This window comes from Pseudomonas sp. R1-15, assembly GCF_051132085.1.
Classification (GTDB): domain Bacteria; phylum Pseudomonadota; class Gammaproteobacteria; order Pseudomonadales; family Pseudomonadaceae; genus Aquipseudomonas.
In genome coordinates this window covers 363437-390165 of the sequence record NZ_CP071660.1, presented here as the reverse complement: position 1 = coordinate 390165, position 26729 = coordinate 363437, and the positions used below count along the sequence as shown (strand labels likewise).

The 26729-nt window shown below is 60.5% G+C and carries 26 protein-coding genes; 13 read left to right on the top strand and 13 right to left on the bottom strand.

Annotated elements, in window-relative coordinates:
- Positions 1 to 193: 193 nt before the first annotated feature.
- Together typA and thiI are read right to left on the bottom strand one after the other, a co-directional pair.
- Positions 194 to 2014: a translational GTPase TypA gene (gene typA, locus J3P97_RS01705; protein ID WP_305497421.1), complete on the bottom strand. Its 1821-nt coding sequence runs from the start codon at positions 2012 to 2014 to the stop codon at positions 194 to 196.
- A gap of 134 nt (positions 2015 to 2148) precedes the next feature.
- Complete coding sequence (thiI, locus tag J3P97_RS01700; protein ID WP_305497422.1) at positions 2149 to 3603, bottom strand: tRNA uracil 4-sulfurtransferase ThiI; 1455 nt, start codon at positions 3601 to 3603, stop codon at positions 2149 to 2151.
- 328 nt (positions 3604 to 3931) lie between these two features.
- On the opposite strand from thiI, the gene glnA reads away from it, so the two are divergent.
- From glnA to ntrC, 6 genes are all read left to right on the top strand, one after another.
- Positions 3932 to 5338 (top strand): type I glutamate--ammonia ligase, encoded by a 1407-nt coding sequence (glnA, locus tag J3P97_RS01695; protein ID WP_186638815.1) that lies wholly within the window; start codon positions 3932 to 3934, stop codon positions 5336 to 5338.
- A gap of 119 nt (positions 5339 to 5457) precedes the next feature.
- Positions 5458 to 6015, top strand: coding sequence for a chorismate mutase (locus tag J3P97_RS01690; RefSeq protein ID WP_434602560.1), 558 nt, complete (start codon positions 5458 to 5460; stop codon positions 6013 to 6015).
- 233 nt (positions 6016 to 6248) lie between these two features.
- Positions 6249 to 6767, top strand: a complete 519-nt coding sequence (locus J3P97_RS01685; RefSeq protein ID WP_434602559.1) for a DUF4124 domain-containing protein — start codon at positions 6249 to 6251, stop codon at positions 6765 to 6767.
- Positions 6764 to 7390 (top strand): DUF4124 domain-containing protein, encoded by a 627-nt coding sequence (locus J3P97_RS01680; RefSeq protein WP_434673338.1) that lies wholly within the window; start codon positions 6764 to 6766, stop codon positions 7388 to 7390. Before J3P97_RS01685 ends, J3P97_RS01680 begins: the two co-directional genes overlap by 4 nt.
- Before the next feature lie 254 nt (positions 7391 to 7644).
- Positions 7645 to 8730, top strand: a complete 1086-nt coding sequence (gene glnL / locus J3P97_RS01675; RefSeq protein WP_434570233.1) for a nitrogen regulation protein NR(II) — start codon at positions 7645 to 7647, stop codon at positions 8728 to 8730.
- A complete protein-coding gene (ntrC, locus tag J3P97_RS01670) occupies positions 8727 to 10163 on the top strand; it encodes a nitrogen regulation protein NR(I) (protein WP_186613250.1) in 1437 nt (478 codons plus the stop codon). Before glnL ends, ntrC begins: the two co-directional genes overlap by 4 nt.
- A gap of 496 nt (positions 10164 to 10659) precedes the next feature.
- Here the strand turns inward: ntrC and J3P97_RS01665 are convergent, their stop codons facing one another.
- Positions 10660 to 11100, bottom strand: coding sequence for a hypothetical protein (locus J3P97_RS01665; protein ID WP_434602557.1), 441 nt, complete (start codon positions 11098 to 11100; stop codon positions 10660 to 10662).
- On the opposite strand from J3P97_RS01665, the gene trmL reads away from it, so the two are divergent.
- Positions 11099 to 11554 (top strand): tRNA (uridine(34)/cytosine(34)/5-carboxymethylaminomethyluridine(34)-2'-O)-methyltransferase TrmL, encoded by a 456-nt coding sequence (gene trmL, locus J3P97_RS01660; protein WP_092401422.1) that lies wholly within the window; start codon positions 11099 to 11101, stop codon positions 11552 to 11554. The genes J3P97_RS01665 and trmL overlap by 2 nt on opposite strands.
- A 130-nt stretch (positions 11555 to 11684) precedes the next feature.
- Here trmL and secB read toward each other — a convergent pair whose 3' ends face one another.
- Genes secB through J3P97_RS01645 form a run of 3 tightly spaced genes read right to left on the bottom strand, consistent with a single transcriptional unit; the run spans position 11685 to position 12878 of the window.
- The gene (secB, locus tag J3P97_RS01655; protein ID WP_305497429.1) at positions 11685 to 12167 is read right to left on the bottom strand and encodes a protein-export chaperone SecB; all 483 of its coding nucleotides are present in this window, start codon (positions 12165 to 12167) and stop codon (positions 11685 to 11687) included.
- A 41-nt stretch (positions 12168 to 12208) separates the two neighbouring features.
- Positions 12209 to 12463 carry a glutaredoxin 3 gene (gene grxC / locus J3P97_RS01650; protein ID WP_305497430.1) on the bottom strand — a complete coding sequence of 85 codons (255 nt, stop codon included), beginning with the start codon at positions 12461 to 12463 and terminating at the stop codon, positions 12209 to 12211.
- 1 nt (position 12464) lies between these two features.
- On the bottom strand, positions 12465 to 12878 hold the full coding sequence (locus tag J3P97_RS01645; protein ID WP_434673337.1) for a rhodanese-like domain-containing protein: 414 nt from the start codon (positions 12876 to 12878) through the stop codon (positions 12465 to 12467).
- 152 nt (positions 12879 to 13030) lie between these two features.
- On the opposite strand from J3P97_RS01645, the gene gpmI reads away from it, so the two are divergent.
- The 4 genes from gpmI (at position 13031) to J3P97_RS01625 (ending at position 18250) form a co-directional block, all read left to right on the top strand.
- On the top strand, positions 13031 to 14560 hold the full coding sequence (gene gpmI / locus J3P97_RS01640) for a 2,3-bisphosphoglycerate-independent phosphoglycerate mutase (RefSeq protein ID WP_434673336.1): 1530 nt from the start codon (positions 13031 to 13033) through the stop codon (positions 14558 to 14560).
- A gap of 267 nt (positions 14561 to 14827) precedes the next feature.
- Positions 14828 to 16120, top strand: coding sequence for a murein hydrolase activator EnvC family protein (locus J3P97_RS01635; RefSeq protein ID WP_305497433.1), 1293 nt, complete (start codon positions 14828 to 14830; stop codon positions 16118 to 16120).
- A gap of 32 nt (positions 16121 to 16152) precedes the next feature.
- Positions 16153 to 17469, top strand: a complete 1317-nt coding sequence (locus J3P97_RS01630; protein WP_434602554.1) for a S41 family peptidase — start codon at positions 16153 to 16155, stop codon at positions 17467 to 17469.
- 1 nt (position 17470) lies between these two features.
- Positions 17471 to 18250, top strand: coding sequence for a divergent polysaccharide deacetylase family protein (locus J3P97_RS01625; protein ID WP_434673335.1), 780 nt, complete (start codon positions 17471 to 17473; stop codon positions 18248 to 18250).
- Positions 18251 to 18260: 10 nt separating this feature from the next.
- On the opposite strand, the gene J3P97_RS01620 is transcribed toward J3P97_RS01625, so the two are convergent.
- Entirely contained in the window at positions 18261 to 19016 is a 756-nt protein-coding gene (locus J3P97_RS01620; protein WP_434626509.1) for a substrate-binding periplasmic protein, read from the bottom strand.
- Between the two features lie 208 nt (positions 19017 to 19224).
- Between J3P97_RS01620 and J3P97_RS01615 the strand changes: the two genes are divergently transcribed.
- Positions 19225 to 20739, top strand: a complete 1515-nt coding sequence (locus tag J3P97_RS01615; protein WP_434673334.1) for a trypsin-like serine peptidase — start codon at positions 19225 to 19227, stop codon at positions 20737 to 20739.
- Between the two features lie 32 nt (positions 20740 to 20771).
- Here the strand turns inward: J3P97_RS01615 and hisF are convergent, their stop codons facing one another.
- The 6 genes from hisF to J3P97_RS01585 form a co-directional block, all read right to left on the bottom strand.
- Positions 20772 to 21542, bottom strand: a complete 771-nt coding sequence (hisF, locus tag J3P97_RS01610; RefSeq protein ID WP_305497440.1) for an imidazole glycerol phosphate synthase subunit HisF — start codon at positions 21540 to 21542, stop codon at positions 20772 to 20774.
- A gap of 9 nt (positions 21543 to 21551) precedes the next feature.
- Complete coding sequence (gene hisA, locus J3P97_RS01605; protein ID WP_305497441.1) at positions 21552 to 22289, bottom strand: 1-(5-phosphoribosyl)-5-[(5-phosphoribosylamino)methylideneamino]imidazole-4-carboxamide isomerase; 738 nt, start codon at positions 22287 to 22289, stop codon at positions 21552 to 21554.
- 93 nt (positions 22290 to 22382) lie between these two features.
- Positions 22383 to 22640 (bottom strand): DUF2164 domain-containing protein, encoded by a 258-nt coding sequence (locus J3P97_RS01600; protein WP_215007663.1) that lies wholly within the window; start codon positions 22638 to 22640, stop codon positions 22383 to 22385.
- Entirely contained in the window at positions 22640 to 23278 is a 639-nt protein-coding gene (gene hisH / locus J3P97_RS01595) for an imidazole glycerol phosphate synthase subunit HisH (protein ID WP_305497442.1), read from the bottom strand. The genes J3P97_RS01600 and hisH overlap by 1 nt, the downstream gene beginning before the upstream one ends.
- A complete protein-coding gene (gene hisB, locus J3P97_RS01590; protein WP_003186751.1) occupies positions 23278 to 23871 on the bottom strand; it encodes an imidazoleglycerol-phosphate dehydratase HisB in 594 nt (197 codons plus the stop codon). Before hisB ends, hisH begins: the two co-directional genes overlap by 1 nt.
- 280 nt (positions 23872 to 24151) lie before the next feature.
- Entirely contained in the window at positions 24152 to 25813 is a 1662-nt protein-coding gene (locus J3P97_RS01585) for an OFA family MFS transporter (protein ID WP_434602548.1), read from the bottom strand.
- Positions 25814 to 26076: 263 nt separating this feature from the next.
- On the opposite strand from J3P97_RS01585, the gene panM reads away from it, so the two are divergent.
- A complete protein-coding gene (gene panM, locus J3P97_RS01580; protein ID WP_434673333.1) occupies positions 26077 to 26475 on the top strand; it encodes an aspartate 1-decarboxylase autocleavage activator PanM in 399 nt (132 codons plus the stop codon).
- Positions 26476 to 26729 lie beyond the last annotated feature (254 nt).

The window sequence follows — 26729 nt, the reverse complement described above, 5'->3', positions numbered from 1 at the left end:
GCAATACCGTCTTCGCGAGCAGGCTCGCTCCCACAGGGGCCTTATGTCGTTCACATCTTGCGTCCGACAAGTAACCACTGTGGGAGCGAGCCTGCTCGCGAAGGGGCCCTCACAGGCACTATATAAATCCCAGGCACAAAAAAACGCCCCCGGTCTCACAACCGGGGGCGTTTTTCATTCAGCCTGGGCTAAATCAGTTCTTGGCTTTCTTGGCGGCGCGGGTACGCTCGCTTTCGTCCAGGATCTTCTTGCGCAGGCGGATCGACTTAGGCGTCACTTCGCACAGCTCGTCGTCCTGGATGAATTCCAGAGCCTGTTCCAGGGTGAAGCGAACAGGTGGAACCAGGGCGATGGTTTCGTCTTTACCCGAAGCACGCATGTTGTCGAGCTTCTTGCCCTTGGTAGGGTTCACGCCCAGGTCGTTGTCACGGCTGTTCAGACCAACGATCTGGCCGCCGTAGATTTCCTGGCCGTGTTCGACGAACAGCTTGCCACGCGCCTGGAGGGTTTCCAGGGAGTAGGTCAGTGCCTTGCCGGTTTCAACCGAAACCAGAACGCCGTTCTGACGGCCGGACATGTCGCCGGACTTCATCACGTCGTAACGGTCGAAGATCGAAGTCAGGATGCCAGCGCCGTTGGTCAGGGTCAGGAACTGGTTACGGAAACCGATCAGACCACGAGCAGGGATGTTGTATTCCAGACGTACACGGCCCTTGCCATCCGGCACCATGTTGGTCAGGTCGCCCTTACGCAGGCCCATCTCTTCCATCACCTTGCCCTGGGATTCTTCCGGCAGGTCGATGGTGACGTTTTCGAACGGTTCGTGCTTCACGCCGTCAACCAGACGGATGATCACTTCCGGACGGCCTACAGCCATTTCGAAGCCTTCGCGACGCATGGTTTCGATCAGAACCGAGAGGTGCAGTTCGCCACGGCCCGAGACCTTGAACTTGTCAGCCGAGTCGCCTTCTTCAACGCGCAGTGCAACGTTGTACAGCAGCTCTTTGTCCAGACGTTCCTTGATGTTACGGGAAGTCACGAACTTGCCTTCTTTACCGCAGAATGGCGAGTCGTTTACCTGGAAGGTCATGGAAACGGTTGGCTCGTCGACGGTCAACGGCTTCATCGCTTCAACGGTGTCCGGGTGGCACAGGGTGTCGGAGATGAACAGCGAGTCCATGCCGCTGATGCAGACGATGTCGCCGGCAGCTGCTTCTTCAACGTCTACACGGTGCAGACCGTGGTGACCCATCAGCTTGAGGATACGACCGTTGCGCTTCTTGCCGTCGGCACCGATAGCCACGACCGGGGTGTTCGGCTTGACGCGACCACGAGCGATACGGCCAACACCGATCACACCCAGGAAGCTGTTGTAGTCCAGTGCCGAGATCTGCATCTGGAACGGGCCGTCACGGTCGACTTTCGGCGCGGGTACGTTGTCGACGATCGACTGATACAGCGGGGTCATGTCGTCAGCCATTTCGGTGTGGTCCAGACCGGCAATACCGTTCAGGGCCGAGGCGTAGACGACTTTGAAGTCCAGCTGTTCTTCGGTGGCGCCCAGGTTGTCGAACAGGTCGAAGATCTGGTCCAGAACCCAGTCCGGACGCGCGCCTGGACGGTCAACCTTGTTGATGCACACGATCGGACGCAGGCCGGCTTCGAAGGCCTTCTTGGTCACGAAACGGGTTTGCGGCATAGGGCCGTCCTGGGCATCGACCAGCAGCAGCACGGAGTCGACCATCGACATCACACGCTCTACTTCACCACCGAAGTCGGCGTGGCCCGGGGTGTCCACGATGTTGATGTGGTAGCCGTTCCAGTTGATGGCGGTGTTTTTCGCCAGGATGGTAATACCGCGCTCTTTTTCCTGGTCGTTGGAGTCCATCACGCGCTCGTCGTTGAGCTCGTTGCGCTCCAGGGTGCCGGATTGACGCAAGAGTTTGTCTACCAGGGTGGTCTTACCATGGTCAACGTGAGCAATGATGGCGATGTTGCGTAGATTTTCGATCACTTGTGTATCTCGATCAGAGGATTCGGTGTGCTGACAGGTCGTGGCAGCGATTTACAGTAGAGTCCGACAGTTACAGCGTGTCGGCGGCGTCGGGGGGCCGGTGACGCAGGCCACAGGCAAACAGCCCCGGGCACTTAGCTCGGTCGATAAACGCGCACATTGGCATGCCCCTCACTGAGCAAATGATGGGCATGCAGGCGACTCATCACGCCTTTGTCGCAATACAGCAGGTACTGGCGAGTAGGGTCCAGTTCCTTGAAACGCGCGTTCACTGCATAGAACGGCATCGTTTGTACCTCGACGCCGGCGACGCTCAGCGGGTCGTCTTCAGCATCGTCCGGGTGACGGATGTCGATGATGATCTGACCGGCCAGCGCTTCGCCGACTTCTTCAATCTGGATGTCCTGGCCCAATTCGTCGATGACCCGATCGATCGGCACCAGCCTGGCGTTCTCGATCGCGCGTTCGAGTACCGCCATGTCGAATTCTTTCTCTTCGTGCTCCACGCGCCCGCGCTTGGCCGCCGTCTTCGGATTGACCGAGATGACCCCGCAGTACTCCGGCATGTGCCGGGCAAAATCGGCGGTGCCGATCTCCGTGGCCGTGTCGATGATGTCCTGCTTGTGGCTGGCGATCAGTGGCCGCAGCACGAGTTTCTCGGTCACACAGTCGATCACCGACAGGTTCGGCAGCGTCTGGCTCGAAACCTGGGAAATTGCCTCGCCGGTGACCAGCGCGTCGATGTGCAGGCGGTCGGCGATGCTCGTCGCGGCACGCAACATCATACGCTTCAAAATGACGCCCATATGACTGTTATCGACTTTGCCGAGAATCTCGCCCAGGACTTCCTCGAACGGCACGCTCACAAATAACACGCGCTGGGAGCTGCCGTACTTCTTCCAGATGAAGTGCGCCACTTCCATGACGCCCAGTTCGTGGGCGCGCCCGCCGAGGTTGAAGAAGCAGAAATGGCTCATCAAGCCGCGACGCATGATCTGGTAGGCGGCGACGGTGGAGTCGAATCCACCGGACATCAATACCAGCGTCTGCTCCAGCGAACCCAGCGGATAACCGCCGATGCTGTCGTGCTGGCTGTGGATCACGAACAACCGCTGGTCGCGAATCTCGATGCGCACTTCAACTTCAGGGTCTTTCAGGGAAATACCGGCCGCGCCGCACTGTCGGCGCAACTGGCTGCCGACATAACGTTCGACGTCCATCGAGCTGAACGGATGCTTGCCGGCGCGCTTGCAGCGTACCGAGAAGATCTTGCCGGCCAGGGCGTCACCATAATGGAGCATGCACTTGGCGAGGATATCGTCGAAGTCCCCCAGCGGATATTCGTCGACCTGAAGGAAATGCGCGATGCCCGGCATGCAGCTCAGGCGCTCGGTCATTTCCTTCAAGGCCTTGGGTTCGCTGACGCGGGTTTCCAGCTCGAGGTTGTCCCACACGCCATTCACCACCACGGCCGGGTCCAGGTCACGGAGCACGGCACGGATGTTCTTGGCCAGCTGGCGGATGAAACGCATCCGTACCGGGCGGCTCTTGATGGTGATCTCGGGGAAGACTTTTACGATTAGTTTCATGAAAACAGCGCGCGAACGGCCAGCCGAAAAAGGGGGGCGCGGATTATAGCGGAAATTGCTCAAGGTTTAACCAGTTAATCTGCATTTGGTTTTGGCCGCACCAAAACAGGTCACAATCAACAAAGGACGCCACATTGCGGTGCGCAATTGTCCGACAATCCGCGTCCAGCCCCTTTCAAAAGCGAGGATTTGGTGCAAAAAACCCATGCTGGGGCACTGGCATGCAAATTGCTCCCTTGTGAGGCAGGTTGCCTTGGCAGAGTATTCGCGCCGGCATCACCCATATCTAAGGGCACACCATTACCGCCCGAAGCCACCCGGAGGACATATGTCGAAGTCGGTTCAACTCATCAAAGATCATGACGTCAAGTGGATTGATCTGCGCTTCACTGACACCAAGGGCACTCAACATCACGTGACCATGCCGGCCCGTGATGCGCTGGACGACGAATTCTTTGAAATCGGCAAGATGTTCGACGGTTCCTCCATCTCCGGCTGGAAAGGCATCGAAGCCTCCGACATGATCCTGATGCCGGACGACGAAACCGCGGTCCTCGATCCGTTCACCGAAGAGCCGACCCTGATCCTGGTTTGCGACATCATCGAACCTTCGACCATGCAAGGCTATGACCGCGACCCACGCGCCATCGCCCACCGCGCCGAGGAATACCTGAAGTCCACCGGTATCGGCGACACCGCTTTCTTCGGTCCTGAGCCTGAATTCTTCATCTTCGACTCGGTCAAGTTCAAATCCGACATCTCCGGTTCCATGTTCAAGATCTTCTCCGAACAGGGTTCGTGGATGTCCGACCAGGACGTGGAAGGCGGCAACAAAGGCCACCGTCCAGGCGTTAAAGGCGGCTACTTCCCGGTTCCGCCGTTCGATTTCGACCACGAAATCCGTACTTCCATGTGCAACGCGCTGGAAGAAATGGGCCAGACCGTCGAAGTTCACCACCACGAAGTGGCGACTGCCGGCCAGAACGAAATCGGCGTGAAGTTCAACACGCTGGTCAAGAAGGCTGACGAAGTCCAGACCCTGAAGTACTGCGTGCACAACGTTGCCGACGCCTACGGCCGCACCGCGACCTTCATGCCGAAGCCTCTGTACGGCGACAACGGTTCGGGCATGCACGTGCACATGTCGATCTCCAAGGACGGCAAGAACACCTTCGCTGGCGAAGGTTATGCCGGTCTGTCGGACACCGCCTTGTACTTCATCGGCGGCATCATCAAGCACGGTAAGGCCCTGAACGGCTTCACCAACCCGTCGACCAACTCCTACAAGCGTCTGGTTCCAGGCTTCGAAGCACCGGTCATGCTGGCCTACTCGGCTCGCAACCGTTCCGCCTCGATCCGTATTCCTTACGTGAACAGCCCTAAAGCCCGTCGTATCGAAGCGCGCTTCCCGGATCCGGCTGCCAACCCATACCTGGCCTTCGCAGCACTGATGATGGCCGGCCTGGACGGTATCCAGAACAAGATCCACCCTGGCGATGCCGCCGACAAGAACCTGTATGACCTGCCGCCTGAAGAGGCCAAGGAAATCCCACAGGTTTGCGGTAGCCTGAAAGAAGCCCTGGAAGAGCTGGACAAGGGCCGTGCGTTCCTGACCAAGGGCGGCGTATTCAGCGATGACTTCATCGACGCTTACATCGCGCTGAAAAGCGAAGAAGAGATCAAGGTTCGCACCTTCGTACACCCACTGGAATATGAGCTGTACTACAGCTGCTGATCCGGTAGCGCCGTCACGTACGGCGTGAAATAAAAGAGGCCTCCTTCGGGAGGCCTTTTTCATGGGCACCGGTTACAGGCATGATGCCTCGTCGCTCCTCCATAAAGACGAGACTGCCCATGACTCCGCGCCTCAAGCTCTGCCTTGCCCTGTCCGCCGCACTGCTGGCCACCAGCGCCGAAGCGGGCAACGCCCCCGAAGCCCTTACTCCGCTGCTGAACGCCATCGGTGAACGCCTGGCCATTGCCGATCAGGTGGCGTTGAGCAAATGGGACAGCGGCAAACCGGTGGAGGATCGCCAGCGCGAGCGTGAAGTCATTGCCGCCGCCGTCGCCCAGGCGCCGGCCTACAAACTGACCGGTGAAACCGTGGAAGCGTTTTTCGCCGCCCAGATTGAAGCCAACAAACTGGTGCAATACATCAACCTGTCCGACTGGGCCCTCGACGGCAAGGCCCCGGACCTGCCACGCCCGGACCTGGTGGGCGAGATCCGCCCCAAACTCGATCGACTGCAGAAACGCCTGTTGCAGCAACTGGCCGACTTCGCCCCCTACCGCACCGACCCGCAGTGCCCGCAATGGCTGGCCCGCGCTACCCACCACAACAAACAACACCCAATACACAGGCTTGCCTTGATCCGAGCAACCGGCGGACTGTGTATCTCCCCGAAATCCTGAGCCCCCCCTTCCCCCTGTGGGAGCGAGCTTGCTCGCGATGAGGCCAACCTATCCAACACCTCACTGCCTGACACACCGCCATCGCGAGCAAGCTCGCTCCCACAATGGTTTTGCATCAGGCTCAAGATGTGTGCTCACAGCAAATCCCCTGTGGGAGCAGCACAACAACTTGGGCCAACCAGCCACGCTGGCCTATGCTGCACCCATCACCTTTCGTTTTCGGTCGATTTTCCATGGGTCGTGTTTTTTCAATCATCCTCTTATCGCTGTTGGCATTGCCTGCTACCGCGCAGATCTACAAATACACCGACGCCGACGGCAACACCGCCTACAGCAATCAGCCGCCCGACGGCGTACCGGCCCAGCCCGTGGAATTGCCGCCGCTCAACAGCGTGGAATCCCAGACACCGGCCAGCCGCGAAGCACCTGCGGCCACGCAAGGCAGCGACGCGCCGCGTAACGCCTATGACATCCTGGAACTGACCGACATCCCCACCGAAGAAGCCCTGCGCGCCAATAACGGCACCTTCACCGTTGGCGTCCGGGCGCAGCCGCGCCTGCAAGGCCCGCATCTGTTCAGGCTATTGCTGGACGGCCAGCCGTACGGGCAGCCGAGTAACGTGCCGCGCCTGCAACTGGTGAACATCGACCGCGGCGAACACAGCCTGGCAGTCCAGGTCATCAACGGGGAACGTCTCGTGCAACAAAGCGAAACCGTTACCTTCACTGTCCAGCGGATTCACCTTCCATGATCCGCTGGCTGCTCGCCCTCGGCCTGCTGCTGGTGGCGCTACCGAGCCTGGCGCAGGTCTACACCTACATCGACGCCCAGGGCAATCGCGTCTTCACCGACCAGCCACGCCCCGGCAACGCGAAGAAAGTGCCGCTACCGACCGGCAACCGGATGCCGGCCACGCCCTCCGGGACTGCGCCGACGACGACCGCCGAAAAGCCACCCGCCGAGCCCTTGTTCCGATACGAGATGCTCCGACTGCTGATCCCCGAGCCAGATGCGACGATACGCAGTACCGCGGGGGAACTGATCGTCACCGCCACCAGTGAGCCCGGTTTGCAAAAAGGTCACCGCTACCGCCTGCTGCTGGACGGCAAGCCCACTGGCGAGCCGGGACCCAGCCCAGTGTTTGCGCTGAAGAACATTGATCGCGGCACCCATCACCTGGCGGTGGAGATCCTCGACGAGCAAGCGCGAATCGTCGAGCGCACCGCCAACCAGCCCTTCCACATGCAGCGCATGTCCCTGGCGCAAAAGCGCCGCGTCAAACCCTGTGCTATCGCCGACTACGGCCAGCGCCCCGAATGCCCCCTGGCGGACAAGCCCGAGGAGGAAAAAAGCAGCATCCTGCCCTTCTTCTAATGCCATTCAGAATGGCGCACCATATCAGTGCACAGCTCTGCACCTCTACCCAGATTCCAACCCATTTTGGTTCGAAACTACCCGCGAAAACTGGCAGAACGCCACACAGATGGGCGAGAAAAGGCTATTTGACGCCTGAAACGCTTCTTTTCGGAGCCTTGGTTTGGTTTTTGCATTTTGCTGGTATCAGCGCATGAATCGCGCGCGCGATTTGGGGGCTTGCCCTTGATCGCTACGCTTTAAAAGAGGTCCTGATGACCATTAGCGACGCACTACACCGTTTGCTGCTCGACAATCTCACCACCGCGACCATCCTGCTCGACGCCGAACTGCGTCTGGAGTACATGAACCCGGCGGCAGAGATGCTCCTGGCCGTCAGCGGCCAGCGCAGCCATGGGCAGTTCATCAGCGAACTGTTTACCGAATCCGCCGAAGCGCTGAACTCCCTGCGCCAGGCCGTCGAACAGGCACACCCGTTCACCAAGCGCGAAGCGATGCTCACCGCCCTGACCGGCCAGACCCTGACGGTCGACTACGCGGTAACGCCGATCCTCAACAACAATGCCACCCTCCTGCTTCTCGAAGTCCATCCCCGTGATCGCCTGCTGCGCATCACCAAGGAGGAGGCGCAATTGTCCAAGCAGGAAACCAGCAAGATGCTGGTGCGCGGCCTGGCCCATGAGATCAAGAATCCGCTGGGTGGCATTCGTGGCGCGGCGCAGCTGCTCGCCCGGGAACTGCCGGAAGAAAGCCTCAAGGACTACACCAACGTCATCATCGAAGAAGCCGACCGCCTGCGAAACCTGGTGGATCGCATGCTTGGCTCGAACAAGCTGCCCTCACTGGCGCTGTGCAACGTTCATGAAGTACTGGAGCGCGTCAGCAGCCTGGTGGAGGCGGAGAGCCAGGGTTGCATCACCCTGGTGCGCGACTACGACCCGAGCATTCCCGACGTGCTGATCGACCGCGAGCAGATGATCCAGGCGGTGCTGAACATCGTGCGCAACGCCATGCAGGCCATCAGCAGCCAGAACGAGCTGCGCATGGGTCGCATCAGCCTGCGCACCCGCGCCATGCGCCAGTTCACCATCGGTCATGTGCGCCATCGCCTGGTGACCAAGATCGAAATCATCGACAACGGCCCGGGCATCCCTGCGGAACTGCAGGAAACCATCTTCTTCCCCATGGTCAGCGGCCGCCCGGACGGTACCGGGCTCGGCCTGTCCATCACCCAGAACATCATCAGTCAGCATCAGGGCTTGATCGAATGTGAGAGCCACCCCGGCCACACCACTTTCTCGATCTTCCTGCCACTGGAACAAGGAGCCACATCGACATGAGCCGTAGTGAAACCGTGTGGATCGTCGATGACGACCGTTCTATCCGCTGGGTCCTGGAAAAAGCCTTGCAACAGGAAGGCATGACCACCCAGAGCTTCGACAGCGCCGACGGGGTGATGAGCCGCCTGGCCCGTCAGCAGCCGGACGTCATCATTTCGGATATCCGCATGCCCGGCGCCAGTGGCCTGGACTTGCTGGCGCGGATTCGCGAGCAACATCCGCGGCTGCCAGTGATCATCATGACCGCTCATTCCGACCTGGACAGCGCCGTGGCGTCTTACCAGGGCGGTGCGTTCGAATACCTGCCCAAGCCGTTCGACGTCGACGAAGCCGTGTCCCTGGTCAAGCGCGCCAACCAGCACGCCCAGGAGCAGCAAGGCCTGGAGGAAGTCCCGGCCCTGGCCCGCACCCCGGAAATCATCGGCGAAGCGCCGGCGATGCAGGAAGTGTTTCGCGCCATCGGTCGATTGAGCCATTCCAACATCACCGTGCTGATCAACGGTGAATCGGGTACCGGCAAGGAATTGGTGGCCCACGCCCTGCACCGCCACAGCCCGCGTGCGGCGTCGCCGTTCATTGCGCTGAACATGGCGGCGATTCCCAAGGACCTGATGGAGTCCGAGCTGTTCGGCCATGAAAAAGGCGCGTTCACCGGCGCGGCCAACCTGCGCCGGGGCCGCTTCGAACAAGCCGATGGCGGTACGTTGTTCCTGGATGAAATCGGCGACATGCCGGCTGACACCCAGACCCGGCTGCTGCGGGTACTGGCCGACGGCGAGTTCTATCGAGTCGGCGGGCATACGCCGGTCAAGGTCGATGTCCGGATCATCGCCGCGACCCACCAGAACCTGGAAACCCTGGTCCACGCCGGCAAGTTCCGCGAAGACCTGTTCCATCGCCTCAACGTGATCCGCATACACATCCCGCGCCTGGCGGACCGTCGCGAGGACATCCCGACCCTGGCCCGGCACTTCCTCGGCCGTGCGGCCCAGGAGCTGGCGGTGGAGCCCAAGCTGCTCAAGAGCGAGACCGAGGAATACCTCAAGAACCTGCCGTGGCCCGGCAACGTGCGCCAGCTGGAGAACACCTGCCGCTGGATCACGGTGATGGCGTCGGGTCGCGAAGTGCACATCAGCGACTTGCCACCGGAACTGTTGAGCCTGCCACAGGATTCGGCGCCGGTGACCAACTGGGAACAGGCCCTGCGCCAATGGGCCGACCAGGCCCTGGCCCGCGGTCAATCGAGCCTGCTCGACAGCGCCGTCCCGGCCTTCGAACGCATCATGATCGAAACGGCCCTCAAGCACACCGCCGGCCGCCGCCGCGACGCCGCCGTGCTGCTGGGCTGGGGCCGCAATACCTTGACCCGCAAGATCAAGGAATTGGGGATGAAGGTTGATGGTGGGGATGATGATGAGGGGGATGAGGGCTGATCAGCCTTTGGTCCAGCACTGAATTCAAAATCCAATCGCGAGCAGGCTCGCTCCCACAAAGGCCAATACCATCCAATGTGGGAGCGAGCCTGCTCGCGAAGCTTCTGAAGATTCGTGCACCGCTTCAATGCACTGCGAACCGCAATTGCTCATGTACGACGAGCCAGAACCGATCGCCCAGCTCCAAAAAACCGCTCAACACCTAAGCAAAAGCCCCGGAACACGGGGCTTTTTCGCATCTTCAGCAGTTTTTTGTGACAAGCCATTTAAAACTGGCACGCCCCCTGCAATAACCCAATCACTACCCAGTTTCGGGGACCTTGGTACAGGCAGGCCGGGGATTCCCCTCTTTTACACCGGGCTCATCGAGCCCACTGTTTTGGGGGCCTTGATACAGGCAGGTCAAGGTTTCCCTTCTTTACACCCGGGCTGCGCCTTCACGGCAAGCCCTCCCGTTTTGGGGACCTTGGTACAGGCAGGCCGGGGATTCCCTCTTTTATTGCTCCTGGAGACGGATCTCCAGCCGCCAGCGGTCATCGACCTCGCTGCCGGTCCACTCCCCTCGCAACGGACGCGCCGCCACCAAAGTCAGCAACAGCCCCTTGTCACTCAACCGCACCCGCCAGTTCACGTCCTTGCCGTTGAGCTTGAGCTGGCCTTTCTGCGGCCGACCTTGCGCCTGAAACAACAGCGCCACAGTGCCGTCGATGATTTCCCCATGGAGCTCCGGTTCGTTGTTGAACCAGGCCACCAACCCTCCCTGGGTGACCTCGACCTGTTGCAGCTCGCTCGGATCGGGCGTCGTCAGGCGGCCGATCATCAGCCCGACCATCATGCCGACGATCGCCAGAGAGCCCATCACCCGAGGCAATAGCTTCGAACGTCGATCGGTTTGCGGCGTAGAATGCCGCTCATCTTTATCTGCGGAGCCGTGCATGTTTCACGTCATCCTTTTTCAACCGGAAATACCACCCAATACCGGCAACGTCATCAGGCTGTGCGCCAACAGCGGCTGCCACCTGCACCTGATCGAACCGCTGGGCTTCGAAATGGACGACAAGCGCCTGCGCCGCGCCGGCCTCGACTACCACGAGTATGCCACCTTGCAGCGGCACGCCGACTTGGCCAGTTGCCTGGAAAGCCTGGGGCATCCGCGCCTGTTCGCCTTCACCACCAAGGGCTCGCGGCCGTTTCATGACGCCAGCTTCGTCGCCGGCGATGCATTCCTGTTCGGCCCGGAAAGCCGTGGCCTGCCGGCCGAAGTGCTCGACGCACTACCGGCGGACCAACGCTTGCGCTTGCCGATGCGTGAAGGCTGCCGCAGCCTGAACCTGTCAAACACCGTGGCGGTGGCGGTTTATGAGGCGTGGCGGCAGAACGGCTTTCAGTAGCACCGCATAACAAATGTGGGAGCGAGCCTGCTCGCGAAAGCGTCAGCTCAGTCGGTACTTGATTGACTGATATACCGCTTTCGCGAGCAGGCTCGCTCCCACAGGTTTGATACTCGGCTGAAAGCGCCGTTTACTGGACGGTCGCGCCGCCTTCTTGTTGCATGCGCTGCAGCTCTTGCGCGTACAGGGCATCGAAGTTCACCGGGGCCAGCATCAGGGCCGGGAACGAGCCGCGGGTCACCAGGCTGTCCAGGGTTTCGCGAGCGTACGGGAACAGAATGTTCGGGCAGAACGCGCCCAGGGTGTGGCTCATCGAAGCGGCATCGAGATTCTTGATCAGGAAGATACCGGCCTGCTGGACTTCGGCGATGAACGCGACTTCGTCGCCATTCTTCACGGTCACCGACAGGGTCAGCACCACTTCGTGGAAATCTTCTTCCAGGGCTTTCTGGCGGGTGTTCAAGTCCAGGGCCACGCTCGGCTCCCACTGCTGGCGAAAGATCGCCGGGCTTTTCGGGGCTTCGAAGGACAGGTCGCGAACGTAAATGCGCTGCAAGGAGAATTGCGGTGCGGCTTCTTCTTCAGTGGCAGCTGTGTTCTGTTGGTCAGTCATCGCAGATCCTTCTTACTTTCAGGTTCTATTTAATTGGGAATTCAGGCCTTGAGCAGCGCGTCGAGCTTGCCGGCGCGCTCCAGGGCGAACAGGTCATCGCAACCGCCCACGTGGGTGTCGCCGATCCAGATCTGTGGCACGGAGGTACGCCGGGCCTTCTGGGTCATTTCGGCGCGCAGTTGCGGCTTGCCGTCGACCTTGATCTCTTCGAAGGCTACGCCCTTGTTCTTGAGCAGCATCTTGGCTCGGGAGCAATAGGGGCAGTAATCGCTGGAATAGACAACTACGTGGGGCATGTCACTTCACCAGGGGCAGATTGTCGGCTTTCCAGCTCGCAACGCCACCAGACAGTTTGGCGGCGGTGAAGCCGGACTTCATCAGTTCGCGGGCAAGGGCACCGGCCTGCTGGCCTTGGGCGTCGACCAGGATCAGCGTCTTGGCCTTGTGTTTTTCCAGTTCGGCCACACGAGCGATCAGTTTGTCCTGAGGAATATTCAGCGCGCCGACGATGTGACCGGCGGCGTAATCCTTGGTCGGACGGATGTCGACCACTACGCCGGCGTCCTTGTTGACCAGCGCGGTCAGCTCACCGGTGCTCAGGCTGCGTCCCCCGCCCTGCATCGTGTGGGCAACCAGCAACGCCAGCAGTACGACGAAGATACCGACGAGAATGTAGTGGTTAGTGGCAAATTCAATCAGGTGAGCAACCATCGAAGGAGGTTCCAGGGCGTTAAAATGTCGGCCAGTATACACAGCACGCAAGGCCGGCCAAACCCCGCCCGGCGGTGACGGCACCGGAACTTACCTTTAAACTGCCCGTCCCTTTTCCATCGTCTTCTTTTAACCAGCCACGAGTGGATTCCATGACTACCACGCCTAAACCTTTGGTCCTGATGATTCTGGACGGCTTCGGTCACAGTGACAGCCACGAATCCAACGCCGTCTACGCGGCCAGGAAGCCTGTGCTGGATCGCCTGTGGGCCACCGTGCCGAACGGCTTGATCTCCGGCAGCGGCATGGACGTCGGCCTGCCCGACGGGCAGATGGGCAACTCCGAAGTCGGCCACATGAACCTCGGCGCCGGCCGCGTGGTGTATCAGGACTTCACCCGCGTAACCAAATCGATCCGCGACGGCGAATTTTTCGAAAACCCGACCATCTGCGCTGCCGTGGATAAGGCCGTGGCTGCCGGCAAGGCCGTGCACTTCATGGGCCTGCTGTCCGACGGTGGCGTGCACAGCCATCAGGACCACCTGATCGCCATGGCCGAGCTGGCCGCCAGGCGCGGCGCTGAAAACATCTACCTTCACGCCTTCCTGGATGGCCGCGACACGCCGCCGAAGAGCGCCGAATCGTCGATCAAATTGCTGGACGACACGTTCAAGACCCTCGGCAAGGGCCGGATCGCCAGCCTGATCGGCCGTTACTTCGCCATGGACCGTGACAACCGCTGGGACCGCGTCGCCCAGGCCTACAACCTGATCGTCGACGGCAATTCAGAATTCCACGCCGCCACCGCGCAAGAAGGCCTGCAAGCTGCCTACGAACGTGGTGAAAGCGACGAGTTCGTCAAGGCCACAACCATCGGCGAGCCGGTAAAAGTCGAAGACGGCGACGCCGTGGTGTTCATGAACTTCCGCGCCGACCGTGCCCGCGAACTGACTCGCGTATTCGTCGAAGACGATTTCAAGGAATTCGAGCGCACCCGCCAGCCGAAGCTGGCCGGTTTCGTGATGCTGACCCAATACGCCGCCAGCATTCCCGCGCCATCGGCCTTCGCCGCCGGCAGCCTGGAAAACGTGCTGGGTGACTACCTGGCGAAAAACGGCAAGACCCAGCTGCGCATCGCGGAAACCGAGAAGTACGCCCATGTGACGTTCTTCTTCTCCGGCGGCCGCGAAGAGCCCTTCCCGGGCGAAGAGCGCATCCTGATCCCGTCGCCGAAGGTCGCCACCTACGATCTGCAACCGGAAATGAGCGCGCCGGAAGTGACCGACCGCATCGTCGACGCCATCGAGAACCAGCGTTATGACGTGATCGTGGTCAACTACGCCAACGGTGACATGGTCGGTCACAGCGGCGTGTTCGACGCAGCGGTCAAGGCGGTTGAATGCCTGGACACCTGCGTCGGCCGCATCGTCGAGGCGCTGGAAAAAGTCGGCGGCGAAGCGCTGATCACCGCCGACCACGGCAACGTCGAGCAAATGTCCGACGAGTCCACCGGCCAGGCCCATACGGCCCACACCACTGAGCCGGTGCCATTCATTTATGTCGGCAAGCGTGACTTCAAGGTCCGCGACGGCGGCGTATTGGCCGACGTCGCACCGACCATGCTGATGCTGCTGGGCATGGAACAGCCGGCGGAGATGACCGGGACGTCGATCCTGGTCTGACGTCGCAGCATTGAGCACTGTTTGTGTGGCGAGGGAGCTTGCTCCCGTTCGATGGCGCAGCCATCGCAGAGCCTTCTGGCTTGATCTATTGTCGAGGGGCTGCTTCGCAGCCCAGCGGGAGCAAGCTCCCTCGCCACAGCAGGCTCGCTCCCACAATGGTGCTTGGTGTTTTTTCGGCCAGTTATCACACAGCCCCAAATGGGCGTTTTTTTTGCAGCGTGGGGCGGGCATACTAGGCCGTCCCTTTCCCTGGTGCCACCCGCCTCTATGCTCCGCGTCCTGATAGCCCTTGCTCTGACCTGCCTGCTCCAACCGGCCTTCGCGGACGAGCGCGCGCAAACCCAACAACAGTTGGAAGCCACGCGCCAGGACATCGCCGAGCTGAAGAAGCTGCTGAACAAGTTGCAGGAAGAAAAATCCAGCGTGCAGAAAGACCTGCGCGGCACCGAAACCGAGATGGGCAAGCTGGAGAAGCAGGTCGACGCCCTGCAGAAAGAGCTGAAGAAAAGCGAATCCGAGTTGCAACGCCTCGATGGAGAGAAAAAAAAACTCCAGAGCGCGCGCACTGAACAGCAAAAGCTGATCGCCATCCAGGCTCGGGCGGCCTACCAGAACGGTCGCCAGGAATACCTCAAGCTGCTGCTCAACCAGCAGAATCCCGAGAAATTCGCCCGCACCCTCACCTATTACGACTACCTGAGCCAGGCCCGCCTGGAGCAGCTCAAGAGCTTCAATGAAACCCTGCGCCAGCTGGCCAATGTCGAGAAAGACATCGAGCTGCAGCAAGCCCAGTTGCTCGTGCAGAAAAGCAGCCTCGACACCCAGCGTGAAGAACTCGAGAAGGTTCGCAAGGAGCGCCAGGTGGCCCTGGCCAAGCTCAATGACGACGTGAAGGCTCGCGACAGCAAACTCAAGGCCCGCGAACAGGACCAGGCCGAACTGGCAAATGTCTTGAAAACCATCGAGGAAACCCTGGCTCGCCAGGCTCGGGAGGCGGAAGAAGCGCGGCAGAAAGCGCTGATCGCCCAGCAGGAAGCCGAAAAAAAGCGTTTGCGTGAAGCCCAGGCCGACGCCGATGCCGGCGAAGCCCCGCGCAAGCCGGCTAAATCCAGCCCCGGCGCAGTGGTTTCCAGCGATGGCGAAACCTTCGGCGGCGCTTTTGCTTCAGCCCGGGGCAAACTTCCATGGCCGGTCAATGGTCGATTACTTGCACGCTTCGGTGAAACCCGTGGCGACGATACCCGCACCAAGTGGGACGGCGTGATGATCAGTGCTTCCGCCGGCAGCCAGGTGCACGCCGTACATGGCGGGCGCGTGGTGTTTGCCGACTGGCTGCGCGGTGCCGGCCTGCTGGTGATCCTCGATCACGGCAACGGATACCTGAGCCTTTACGGCCACAACCAGACGCTGCTCAAATCGGCGGGTGATGTGGTCAAGGCCGGCGAGTCCATCTCCACGGTCGGCAACAGTGGCGGGCAGGACACGCCAGCACTGTATTTTGCTATTCGCCAGCAGGGTCGCCCCAGTGACCCGGCACAATGGTGTCGTGCGCAAGGATAAGCGCGCCCATCCAACTCAGGAGTTCGTTCGACATGCTGCATTTGTCCCGCCTCACCTCGCTGGCCCTGACGATCGCCCTCGTGATCGGCGCGCCCCTGGCTTTCGCCGCGCAACCCGCGCCGGCGTCGACCGCCGCTACGGCCGCCACCACCAAGGCCCCGCTGCCGTTGGATGAACTGCGCACCTTTGCCGAAGTCATGGACCGGATCAAAGCCGCGTACGTGGAACCGGTGGACGACAAGATGCTGCTGGAAAACGCCATCAAAGGCATGCTCAGCAACCTTGACCCGCATTCGGCCTACCTGGGCCCTGAGGATTTTGCCGAGTTGCAGGAAAGCACCAGCGGCGAATTCGGCGGCCTGGGCATCGAGGTCGGCAGCGAAGACGGTTTCGTCAAGGTGGTCTCGCCGATCGACGATACGCCCGCCTCCAAGGCTGGCATCCAGGCCGGTGACTTCATCGTCAAGATCAACGGCCAGCCGACCCGTGGCCAGAGCATGACCGAAGCCGTGGACAAGATGCGCGGCAAGATCGGCGAAAAAATCACCCTGACCCTGGTGCGCGACGGCGGCACGCCATTCGACGTGACCCTGACCCGGGCGGTCATCCAGGTCAAGAGCGTGAAGAGCCAATTGCTGGAGTCCGGCTACGGCTACATCCGCATCACCCAGTTCCAGGTCAAGACCGGCGAGGAAGTCGCCAAGGCCCTGGCCAAGATGCGCAAGGACAACGGCAAGAAGCTCAACGGCCTGGTCCTGGACTTGCGCAACAACCCCGGCGGCGTCCTGCAATCGGCCGTGGAAGTGGTGGACCATTTCATCACCAAGGGCCTGATCGTCTACACCAAGGGCCGCATCGCCAATTCCGAACTACGCTTCTCGGCCACCGGCAACGACCTCAGCGAAGCCGTGCCACTGGTCGTGCTGATCAATGGCGGCAGCGCTTCGGCGTCGGAGATTGTCGCCGGTGCTCTGCAAGACCAGAAACGTGGCGTTGTCATGGGCACCACCAGTTTCGGCAAGGGCTCGGTGCAGACCGTGTTGCCGCTGAACAACGACCGCGCCCTGAAGATCACCACCGCGCTGTACTTCACGCCTAACGGCCGTTCCATCCAGGCCCAGGGCATTGTCCCGGACATCGAGGTGCGCAAGGCCAAGATCACCAGCGAGGCGGACAGCGAGTACTTCAAGGAAGCCGACCTGCAGGGTCACTTGGGCAATGGCAACGGCGGCGCGGACAAACCGACCGGCTCCGGCGCCAAGGCCAAGCCGATGCCGCAGGATGACGATTATCAGTTGGCCCAGGCCTTGAGCCTGCTCAAAGGGTTGAACATCACGTCCGGCCGCTGAGATGGGCCTGCGTTTCATTTTCGTCCTGCTGTGCCTGCTGGCGGGAGCCGTCAACGCGGCTCCCGCCATACAACCCCCGCCGCAGAAGGCTTACCTGAGCCTGATCATCGATGACCTGGGGCAGAATCTGCCCCGGGATCGCCGTGTACTGGCCCTGTCCGGTCCGGTCACCGCGGCCATCATGCCCGACACTCCCCACGCCGCCGAAATCGCCCGCGAGGCTCATCGCGCCGGCAAACTCGTCATGCTGCACATGCCCATGGATCCGGCCACCGGGCCGTTCGCCTGGCATCCGGAACTGTCCATCGAAGAATTGGGCAAGCGCCTGGACGCCGCGTTTGCCGCGGTGCCCTACACCAGCGGTATCAACAACCACATGGGCAGCCGCATGACCGCGCAACCCCAGGCGATGGCATGGCTGATGGCGAATCTGCAACAGCGTCACAAGTTTTTCGTCGACAGCCGCACCAGCGCGCAGACGGTCGCCGCTGCCGAAGCACAAAAGATCGGCCTGGCCAGCGTGTCGCGGGATGTATTTCTTGATGACGAGCGCACCGAAGCGGCTATCGCCGGCCAGCTTCAGGTCGCCATCGATCTGGCTCGGCGGCAGGGCTCGGCCGTGATGATCGGCCACCCCTATCCGCAGACCCTCGCCGTGCTCGAGCGCGAACTGCCCAAGCTCAAGGCCCAGGGCGTCGAGTGGATCGACATCAAGTCGATGATCAGCCTGCGCAGCAACCGAGCGATGGCCGGGCACGGGAAGGATGGGGTTTATCGTTAGGCTTGGCGTCTCAGAGATAGCGCGCCATGATCGCGTCCACTTCGCCTTCCTTGCGCAGCTCATCCAGAGCCTTTTGCAGGCGGCTCACTACCTCGTCCGGCACGTCCTTGTTCAAGGCCAGGTAGAGCTCGGCACTGTTGAATCGCAGTACGGTCTTGAGATCGCTCACCCCCTCCTGACGCGCCAGATAACGCCCTGCCGGGTCGCCGGTGGCCCATAGGTCTATCTGGCCGTTGACGAGTTTCCTGGCGTTGTCCTGATCGCGCAACACGACAATGGGCTTGAGCCCCTGTTTGGCCAATGTTTCGGCAATTGCATCGCCCTTGTAGGCGCCAATCCTGTACTGACGTGCCTGCTCCAACGAGTCGAGGGCGATCTTGCTGTCAGCCTTGGCGAGCATGATCCAATCGTCCGGTCCGATGGGCCCAACCCATTTGAAGAGCTTTTCGCGCTCCGGCAATCGAGCCGTTACAAACACCCCATAACCGGGCTTTTCCAACGCGAGCTTGTAGATTCGTTCCCAAGGAAAACGCAGCGTCAGGCTGTAGGAAATATCGGCGCGTTTGAATATCTCGCGGACGATGTCCACCGCAATGCCATGGATGTTTTCGTCCTGGGCGAAGTTCTTGCCGTTCTTCGCCATGTTGTAGGGCGGAAAGTTCTCCGTCAGCAATACCAGGCCAGCATCGCGGCCGTCCCCGGCCTGCGCCCCGCTCATGAACAGCAGGAAAGTGCTGGTGACAACAACTAGAGCGCGTTTGAACATATCTGATTACCCGGGTCCATGGCGTGTTCCAGATTGCCTTGGGCCTGTCGGCATGTCCACTGTCGTTTCACTCGAATACCTAACCAGACAGGATACGCGCAAACGCAACACTGGCCGAGGTAATTAGTTACCGCCTTCCATCACGCCGAGGCTGATTAATTAGCGAGACCGGGTCAAGACCGGTTCCCATTAATCAAAGGCATAACTCATGAAAACGATCTACTTGTTACTGGGCGGTTTGCTTTGCCTGTCCAGCGCACTAAGCGTTGCGCAAGGAAAAGACTATGGCGAAGGGGTTCAGAACTTCGCCGACTCAAAAATCCTGAACAACAAAGATGGCTCACATGACCATTGGCAGGGTATTGGACGCTTCTCTACGATGAACGGGGATTGTACTGCGACACTTCTCGATACCCATGACCCTTCCGGGACAATGCCCACGCCCGCCTACGTGTTGACCTCGGGACATTGCACCGAGCTGACCAACGCAAACATCGTGACCAACAAGCCAATCCTCGGCGTCATGCAGTTCAACTACTTCGCCGATACCGCCCCCTACCTGACTTACCCGATGAAAAAAATCGCGTGGAGAAGCATCCAGGGCGTAGATATGGCAATCATTGAACTGGACGTCAGCCTGCAAACCTTGCTCCAGGACGGGATACAGCCATTGGGCTTGGCCACTGAGCGCCCCGTCGACGGGACGGATGTCCTGATCGTAGGCGCGCCAATCCACGATCAGAACACGCTGCGGCTGGCTGCCTGTACCTTGCAACCGGCCCAGGAGATCGTGGAGGGACGCTGGGTCTGGCGTAATACGCTGATGACCCGCTGCAAGGATATGGAAGGTGGTGGCTCCGGCAGCCCGCTACTGGACCGCCGTACCAATAAGATCATTGGCGTGATAGGCACTGGCAACCTGACCATCCAGGCCCACCCCTGCGAGCAGCACGCTCCTTGCACTCCAGTTGGCGACAGCTATAAAGCTATACCGGACGATGTTTATGGGAATCCTACGGACTTTCTCAGCCGCTGCTTTGTAGAGGGCCTTCTCGTTCAAGATGTGAATTCGTCTTGCCCGCTGTATCCGGTCTTTTCCGTCAGCGCCGCAGCGGACAGCCCGCAAAGGTACGTAAGGATTGGGAAGAAAGACGACGGCAGCGCAGATATCCCGACCTGGAACTACCCCTTCACAATCAACACGCCGTTCTATCGTCATAAGACCGTTCGAACCGCAATGGATTGCGAAAAGCCGCAAGACTACAGCGGAGTAATAAGTGCGCAGGATGCTTTCATAAACACAGAGATAGGCGACCAGGTGGGCATGCACTTCCTGTGCATCCTGGGTGTCGACTCCGCTGATCAACGACCCTCAGAGGGGCTCATCAACAACGTGTTGTCCCTTCCAGTCGAAATTCTGAACAACGCTCCAATAGCTCAGCCTGAGCTGAGTTTCACTACAGGCGTGCAAGTGTCGACAACTGCGAATGAACTGCCACATCGAACCTACGCCTACAAGTTCGGCCCGACAGGGACGACTGACTGTTCAGACAAAACCGATTACAGCACCAGCGAATATATATACGCGTGGCTGGAAAATTCGGATTTGCCTGGAAAGCTCTGCACCATTGCCTATGACATATCCAGACAAGCATCCGAGCCAAGGATAGACATCCTGAACCCCACCCCGGCAAAGCCCAAGGATGTCCAGGACGCTCCCTGATTCGCCCTCGGCCCGCCTGCCAGCCCCTGAGCTTATCTAACGCAGATACCGCGTTGCGCCATGTAGGCCTTGGCTTCCGGCACGGTGTATTCGCCAAAGTGGAAAATGCTCGCCGCCAATACCGCGCTGGCGTGGCCTTCCAGAATGCCATCGGCCAAGTGCTGCAGGTTGCCGACACCACCGGAAGCGATCACCGGAATGCCCAAGGCATCGCTGATGGCACGGGTGACGCCGAGATCGAAGCCGTTCTTCATGCCGTCCTGGTCCATGCTGGTCAGCAGGATTTCTCCGGCGCCCAGGCCTTCCATCTTTTTTGCCCACTCAACGGCGTCCAGCCCGGTCGGCTTGCGCCCGCCATGGGTGAAGATTTCCCAGCGCGGGGTTTCGCCCGGGCCGGAGACCTTCTTCGCGTCGATCGCCACGACGATGCACTGCGAGCCGAAATGCTCGGCCGCCTCGCCGACGAATTCCGGGTTGAACACCGCCGCGGTGTTGATGGACACCTTGTCCGCGCCGGCATTGAGCAGGTTGCGGATGTCCTGCACGCTGCGCACGCCACCGCCCACGGTCAGCGGGATGAACACCTGGCTGGCCATGCGCTCGACGGTGTGCAGCGTGGTATCGCGGCCGTCGACGCTGGCCGTGATATCCAGGAAAGTAATCTCGTCCGCACCCTGCTCGTCATAACGACGGGCGATTTCCACCGGGTCGCCAGCGTCACGGATGTTCTCGAACTTGACGCCCTTGACCACCCGGCCGTTATCCACGTCCAGGCAAGGGATGATGCGTTTGGCCAGCGCCATGATGAGTCCTCAGCCTTTATAGGAATCGCAGAAGGCCTGCGCCTCGGCGACGTCCAGGGTACCTTCATAGATTGCGCGACCGGTGATCGCACCGATGATGCCCGGCGCCCTGGCGTCGAGCAGTGCCTTGATGTCGCCCAGGTTGTGGATGCCGCCGGAGGCGATCACCGGGATCTTCGTGGCGGCGGCCAGGGCAGCGGTGAACGGAACGTTGCAGCCCTGCATCATGCCGTCTTTGGCAATGTCGGTGTAGACGATGGCGGACACGCCGTCGGCTTCGAAACGCTTGGCCAGGTCGATCACTTGCACGGTACTCACTTCAGCCCAGCCGTCGGTGGCGACAAACCCGTCCTTGGCGTCGAGGCCAACGATGACCTTGCCAGGGAAGGCACGGCAGGCTTCGGCGACGAATTCAGGCTCCTTGACGGCCTTGGTGCCGATGATCACGTAGCTCACGCCGGCCTTGACGTAGTGCTCGATGGTCTCCAGCGAACGAATGCCGCCACCGATCTGGATCGGCAGGTTCGGGTACCGTTTGGCGATGGCCGTGACCACTTCACCGTTGACCGGCTGGCCTTCGAACGCACCGTTCAGGTCAACCAGATGCAGGCGACGGCAACCGCCCTCCACCCACTTGGCGGCCATGCTCACCGGGTCGTCGGAAAACACCGTGGAGTCTTCCATGCGGCCCTGGCGCAGACGGACACAAGCGCCGTCCTTGAGATCGATAGCGGGGATAATCAGCATGCTTTTTCCTTCGTCAAAAGAGCCACAAGCTGCGAGCCACAAGCTGCAAGCATGCGTGTATGTTTCTCTCTTGCAGCTTGAAGCTTGAAGCTTTCAACTGCTTTTTTCGAGTGCCCACAAGTCGCTTTCGATGCTTTCGAACCTTTCCTTAAGGTGCGCCTGCACATCGAAAATCGCCCTGTTGTAATAGTGCGGAGCAATTTCGCGGGTAAACAGATCAAGAATTTCCGCCGCTTCGAACGAGCCAAGGTCCAGCTCGAAACGCTCCTCCATGAACCGCTGGATCTTGCGGTTCGCCTCACTTTCCTGCTCAGGCGTGAGGGTGAGGATCGGCGGTTTCTTGCGGGCCATTACCAGCGCCCGTCCCACGCCGCGAAGTTCTGCAGCAGTTGCAGGCCATGGGTATGGCTCTTCTCCGGGTGAAACTGCACGGCGAAGCGCGAGCCATCGGCAAGGGCCGCGGCGAAATCGACACCATAATGCCCGCTGCCCACCACCTGCCGGGCATTGCCGGCGGCGATGTAATAGCTGTGCACGAAGTAGAAACGCGCGAGGTCCGGGATATCGTGCCACAGCGGGTGGTCCACTGTTTGCCGCACTTCGTTCCAGCCCATGTGCGGCACTTTCAAGTGCTCGCCGTCTTCATGCAGGCCCTTGCCAAAGAACTTGACCTGGCCCGGGAACAGCGAGATGCAATCGACCCCGTCATTCTCTTCACTGCGATCGAGCAAAGCCTGCATGCCCACGCAGATGCCGAGGAACGGGCGATCCTGGCTGACTTCGTGCACCAGCTTGTCGAAGCCCAGGCGCCGAATCTCAGCCATGCAGTCGCGAATCGCGCCGACACCGGGAAACACCACCCGGTCGGCTTCGCGAATCACGTCGGCATCGCTGGTGATCAATACCTTGCCGGCGCCTACGTGCTCGAGGGCCTTGGCCACCGAGTGCAGGTTGCCCATGCCGTAATCGATAACCGCAACCGTCTGCATTACAGGACGCCTTTGGTGGAAGGCATCTGGCCGGCCATGCGGTCATCGAGCTCGACAGCCATGCGCAGCGCGCGGCCGAACGCCTTGAACACGGTTTCGATCTGGTGGTGGGTGTTGTGCCCACGCAGGTTGTCGATGTGCAGGGTCACGTTGGCGTGGTTGACGAAGCCCTGGAAGAACTCCTGGAACAGGTCGACGTCGAAGCCGCCGACAGTGGCGCGGGTGTACGGCACATGCATCTGCAGGCCAGGGCGGCCGGAAAAATCGATGACCACGCGCGACAGCGCTTCATCGAGCGGCACGTAGGCATGGCCGTAGCGACGGATGCCCTTCTTGTCGCCGATGGCTTTGGTGAAAGCCTGGCCCAGCGTGATACCGACATCTTCGACGGTGTGATGGTCGTCGATATGCAGGTCGCCCTTGCTGACGATGTCCAGGTCGATCAGCCCGTGACGGGCGATCTGGTCGAGCATGTGCTCAAGAAAAGGCACGCCGATATCAAACCGGGCCTTTCCGGTGCCATCCAGGTTGATCGAGGCTTTGATCTGGGTTTCCAGAGTGTCGCGCTCGACAGACGCCTTACGTTCGGCCATCACCAGCTCCGCAAAATCATTGGGCGAAAAAGGCAGCCATTATAGGGGCGCGAGCGGCAAACAGAAACAAAAGAGGTGACACCGCTGACGGGCTGAAACCGATGCGGCGGCGTTAGACATGTCCATACAAGTCTTCCAGGACTCATAAAAACAAATGTGGGAGCGAGCCTGCTCGCGAAAGCGGTGCGTCAGAAGACACTGTTGTCGACTGACACGCCCCATTCGCGAGCAGGCTCGCTCCCACAAGGATTGCCCTGACCCGCTGGCCAGGGCAACGGTTTTAGCGGAACAACACCGCCGTCTTCTGCAGGGTCACCCACACACCCCACGCCAGCGGAATGCCCACCACCAGCCAGGCGGCGATCGCCAGGGGCTTGGTGCCCGGTGCGGCTTTCCACTCCAGGGAAGTGGTGCTGTCGGCGCCCTTGTCGTGGCCCAGCGCTTGCTCTGCGGCCAGTTCGGCGTCGGTCATGAAGTACTTGTCGGCGACCGGGCGAACCATCAGGTTGCACAGGAAGCCCAGCACCAGCAGGCCGGCGAGGATGTACAGGGTGATGTCATAGGCCGCGGCGCGTTCAACGCCGATGCTCAGTTGATATTCACGCAGGTAGTTCACCAGTACCGGACCCAGTACGCCGGCTGCCGCCCAGGCGGTCAACAGGCGACCGTGGATCGCACCGACCATTTGCGTACCGAACAGGTCCGCCAGATAGGCCGGCACGGTGGCGAAACCGCCGCCGTACATCGACAGGATGATGCAGAACGCCGCCACGAACAGCGCGACGCTGCCCAGGTGGCCCAGGCTCGGGATCAGGGCATACAAGGCCACGCCCAGGGCAAAGAACACGAAGTAGGTGTTTTTGCGACCCAGGTAGTCCGAGAAGGAGGCCCAGAAGAACCGGCCACCGATGTTGAACAGGCTCAGCAGACCGGTGAAACCGGCTGCAATGGCAGCGATCTGGCCCAGTTGCGCGGCGTCCAGCTGACCGAACGGCAGGTCGTTTCCGAGCAATTTGCCGCCGAACACTTCCTGCAGCAATGGCGAAGCCATGCCCAGGATGCCGATACCGGCGGATACGTTCAGGCACAGCACCAGCCAGACCAGACGGAACTGCGGGGTTTTCCAGGCAACGTTCACGTGAACGTGGCGATGGGTGATCATTGCGTTCGCGGCTTTTTTCGGTGCAGGGTTCCAGCCCTCAGGCTTCCAGCCGGTCGGCGGAACGCGATACGACAGGGCGCCACCGATCATGAACACGAAGTAGATCGCGGCCATCACCAGGAAGCTCTGCCATACGCCCACGTCGGTTGGCGTAGCGAAATGGCTCATCAGCGCTGCAGCCAACGGGGCACCCACCATCGCGCCACCGCCAAAGCCCATGATCGCCATGCCGGTCGCCATGCCGCGCTTGTCCGGGAACCACTTGATCAGCGTCGAGACCGGGGAGATGTAGCCCAGGCCCAGGCCGATACCACCGATGACACCGGAGCCGACCCACATCAGCCAGATCTGATGGGTATAGATACCCAGCGCCGAAATCAGCAGGCCACCGCACCAGCACAGGGCCGATACCACGCCAGCCTTGCGCGGACCGGCATGTTCCAGCCAGCCGCCCCAGATGGCTGCCGAGCAACCCAGGAAAATGAAGAACAGGGTGTAGATCCAGCCGAGCATCGAGATCGGCCAGTCACATTGGGACGAAAAGACTTGCGAGATGAAGCTCATGTCCGGCGCGCAGGCTACCGGCTTGGTGATGCCCAAGGCCTTGGACAGCGGCAACCAGAACACCGAAAAGCCGTAGGCCATGCCGATGCACAGGTGAATGGCCAGCGCGGCCGGTGGCACCAGCCAGCGATTGAAGCCGGGCTTGGCGATAATGCGTTCCTTGGAGAGGAACGCAGGCTGGTCGGCAATGCCGTCCGCCGTAATGCTCGTGCTCATTGTGTATCCCCCAGTTATTGGAATAGGTTCGCCAGCCACGCATCACCCTCAGTCTTCATTTGCACGCAGGCATGACTGTATTTTGCGGTGAAGCTCCATTTTGGTGCGACATCACGTCGCAGAAGGACGGGCGAACTGACAAAGGTTACCATTTGCTCGTGACAGAAAAACCAAAGTGCTATCACCTTTTTTCTGTCATTCGTCTTATCGCGCCTCTTCTCACTTTCTGTAGGGCGTTATTCGTTTATTTTTCAGGAATTTCCATGCCCATCGTTATCGAGCGTCTGAATGAAGCCACTCATCAGGATCATCAGGACCTGCAGAAAATCTACCAGGACGCCCCGGCCTGGCTGTTCGAGCCGTTCAGCGATGCCGGGCAGTTGGTCAACAGTTGCCTGACGGAAGGTACGCTGATTGCGGCACGGTTCAACGACCGGCTGATCGGCGCCGCACGCCTGCAACGGCACCAGGACGCTTGGTACTTGTCTCACCTGTGCGTAAGAAAGGTTACCCGCCGCCGGGGCGTAGCTGAGCGCTTGGTGAGCGAAGCACGGAGGATGGCTCGTCAGGAAGACGCCGGGCTCCGGCTCGAGGCACCGGCCGGGCATCTGGAGGTGCAGGCCTTGGCGGCGAAGCTGAAGATATCGCTGAATGAAAGCTGACGGTGACCGGACATATCCCGTGGCGAGGGAGCTTGCTCCCGCTGGGGAGCGCAGCGCCCCCTAAAGCTGTCTCCACGGTGTGCCAGGCGTCCTGATTCGCCTGGTTTGGGACTGCTTCGCAGTCCAGCGGGAGCAAGCTCCCTCGCCACGGTGAACCGCGCCTGCCGTTCCACCAGTGGAGGATCGAAAAACGATGACCCAACGCTCCACCAACCCGGGACGTTATACTCTCCGGTAAAATTTGAACTCAACCT

What these genes read in the sequence shown, in the direction of transcription:
- J3P97_RS01625 (WP_434673335.1), top strand. Translation starts at nt 17,471, where the DNA reads ATGGGCCTGCGTTTCATTTTCGTCCTGCTGTGCCTGCTGGCGGGAGCC.
- J3P97_RS01620 (WP_434626509.1), bottom strand. Translation starts at nt 19,016, where the DNA reads ATGTTCAAACGCGCTCTAGTTGTTGTCACCAGCACTTTCCTGCTGTTC.
- J3P97_RS01665 (WP_434602557.1), bottom strand. Translation starts at nt 11,100, where the DNA reads ATGCACGGCTCCGCAGATAAAGATGAGCGGCATTCTACGCCGCAAACC.
- J3P97_RS01680 (WP_434673338.1), top strand. Translation starts at nt 6,764, where the DNA reads ATGATCCGCTGGCTGCTCGCCCTCGGCCTGCTGCTGGTGGCGCTACCG.
- glnA (WP_186638815.1), top strand. Translation starts at nt 3,932, where the DNA reads ATGTCGAAGTCGGTTCAACTCATCAAAGATCATGACGTCAAGTGGATT.
- J3P97_RS01645 (WP_434673337.1), bottom strand. Translation starts at nt 12,878, where the DNA reads ATGGTTGCTCACCTGATTGAATTTGCCACTAACCACTACATTCTCGTC.
- secB (WP_305497429.1), bottom strand. Translation starts at nt 12,167, where the DNA reads ATGACTGACCAACAGAACACAGCTGCCACTGAAGAAGAAGCCGCACCG.
- J3P97_RS01690 (WP_434602560.1), top strand. Translation starts at nt 5,458, where the DNA reads ATGACTCCGCGCCTCAAGCTCTGCCTTGCCCTGTCCGCCGCACTGCTG.
- trmL (WP_092401422.1), top strand. Translation starts at nt 11,099, where the DNA reads ATGTTTCACGTCATCCTTTTTCAACCGGAAATACCACCCAATACCGGC.
- thiI (WP_305497422.1), bottom strand. Translation starts at nt 3,603, where the DNA reads ATGAAACTAATCGTAAAAGTCTTCCCCGAGATCACCATCAAGAGCCGC.
- J3P97_RS01600 (WP_215007663.1), bottom strand. Translation starts at nt 22,640, where the DNA reads ATGGCCCGCAAGAAACCGCCGATCCTCACCCTCACGCCTGAGCAGGAA.
- hisH (WP_305497442.1), bottom strand. Translation starts at nt 23,278, where the DNA reads ATGCAGACGGTTGCGGTTATCGATTACGGCATGGGCAACCTGCACTCG.
- grxC (WP_305497430.1), bottom strand. Translation starts at nt 12,463, where the DNA reads ATGCCCCACGTAGTTGTCTATTCCAGCGATTACTGCCCCTATTGCTCC.
- gpmI (WP_434673336.1), top strand. Translation starts at nt 13,031, where the DNA reads ATGACTACCACGCCTAAACCTTTGGTCCTGATGATTCTGGACGGCTTC.
- hisA (WP_305497441.1), bottom strand. Translation starts at nt 22,289, where the DNA reads ATGCTGATTATCCCCGCTATCGATCTCAAGGACGGCGCTTGTGTCCGT.
- hisF (WP_305497440.1), bottom strand. Translation starts at nt 21,542, where the DNA reads ATGGCGCTGGCCAAACGCATCATCCCTTGCCTGGACGTGGATAACGGC.
- J3P97_RS01685 (WP_434602559.1), top strand. Translation starts at nt 6,249, where the DNA reads ATGGGTCGTGTTTTTTCAATCATCCTCTTATCGCTGTTGGCATTGCCT.
- J3P97_RS01635 (WP_305497433.1), top strand. Translation starts at nt 14,828, where the DNA reads ATGCTCCGCGTCCTGATAGCCCTTGCTCTGACCTGCCTGCTCCAACCG.
- J3P97_RS01615 (WP_434673334.1), top strand. Translation starts at nt 19,225, where the DNA reads ATGAAAACGATCTACTTGTTACTGGGCGGTTTGCTTTGCCTGTCCAGC.
- ntrC (WP_186613250.1), top strand. Translation starts at nt 8,727, where the DNA reads ATGAGCCGTAGTGAAACCGTGTGGATCGTCGATGACGACCGTTCTATC.
- J3P97_RS01630 (WP_434602554.1), top strand. Translation starts at nt 16,153, where the DNA reads ATGCTGCATTTGTCCCGCCTCACCTCGCTGGCCCTGACGATCGCCCTC.
- J3P97_RS01585 (WP_434602548.1), bottom strand. Translation starts at nt 25,813, where the DNA reads ATGAGCACGAGCATTACGGCGGACGGCATTGCCGACCAGCCTGCGTTC.
- hisB (WP_003186751.1), bottom strand. Translation starts at nt 23,871, where the DNA reads ATGGCCGAACGTAAGGCGTCTGTCGAGCGCGACACTCTGGAAACCCAG.
- panM (WP_434673333.1), top strand. Translation starts at nt 26,077, where the DNA reads ATGCCCATCGTTATCGAGCGTCTGAATGAAGCCACTCATCAGGATCAT.
- glnL (WP_434570233.1), top strand. Translation starts at nt 7,645, where the DNA reads ATGACCATTAGCGACGCACTACACCGTTTGCTGCTCGACAATCTCACC.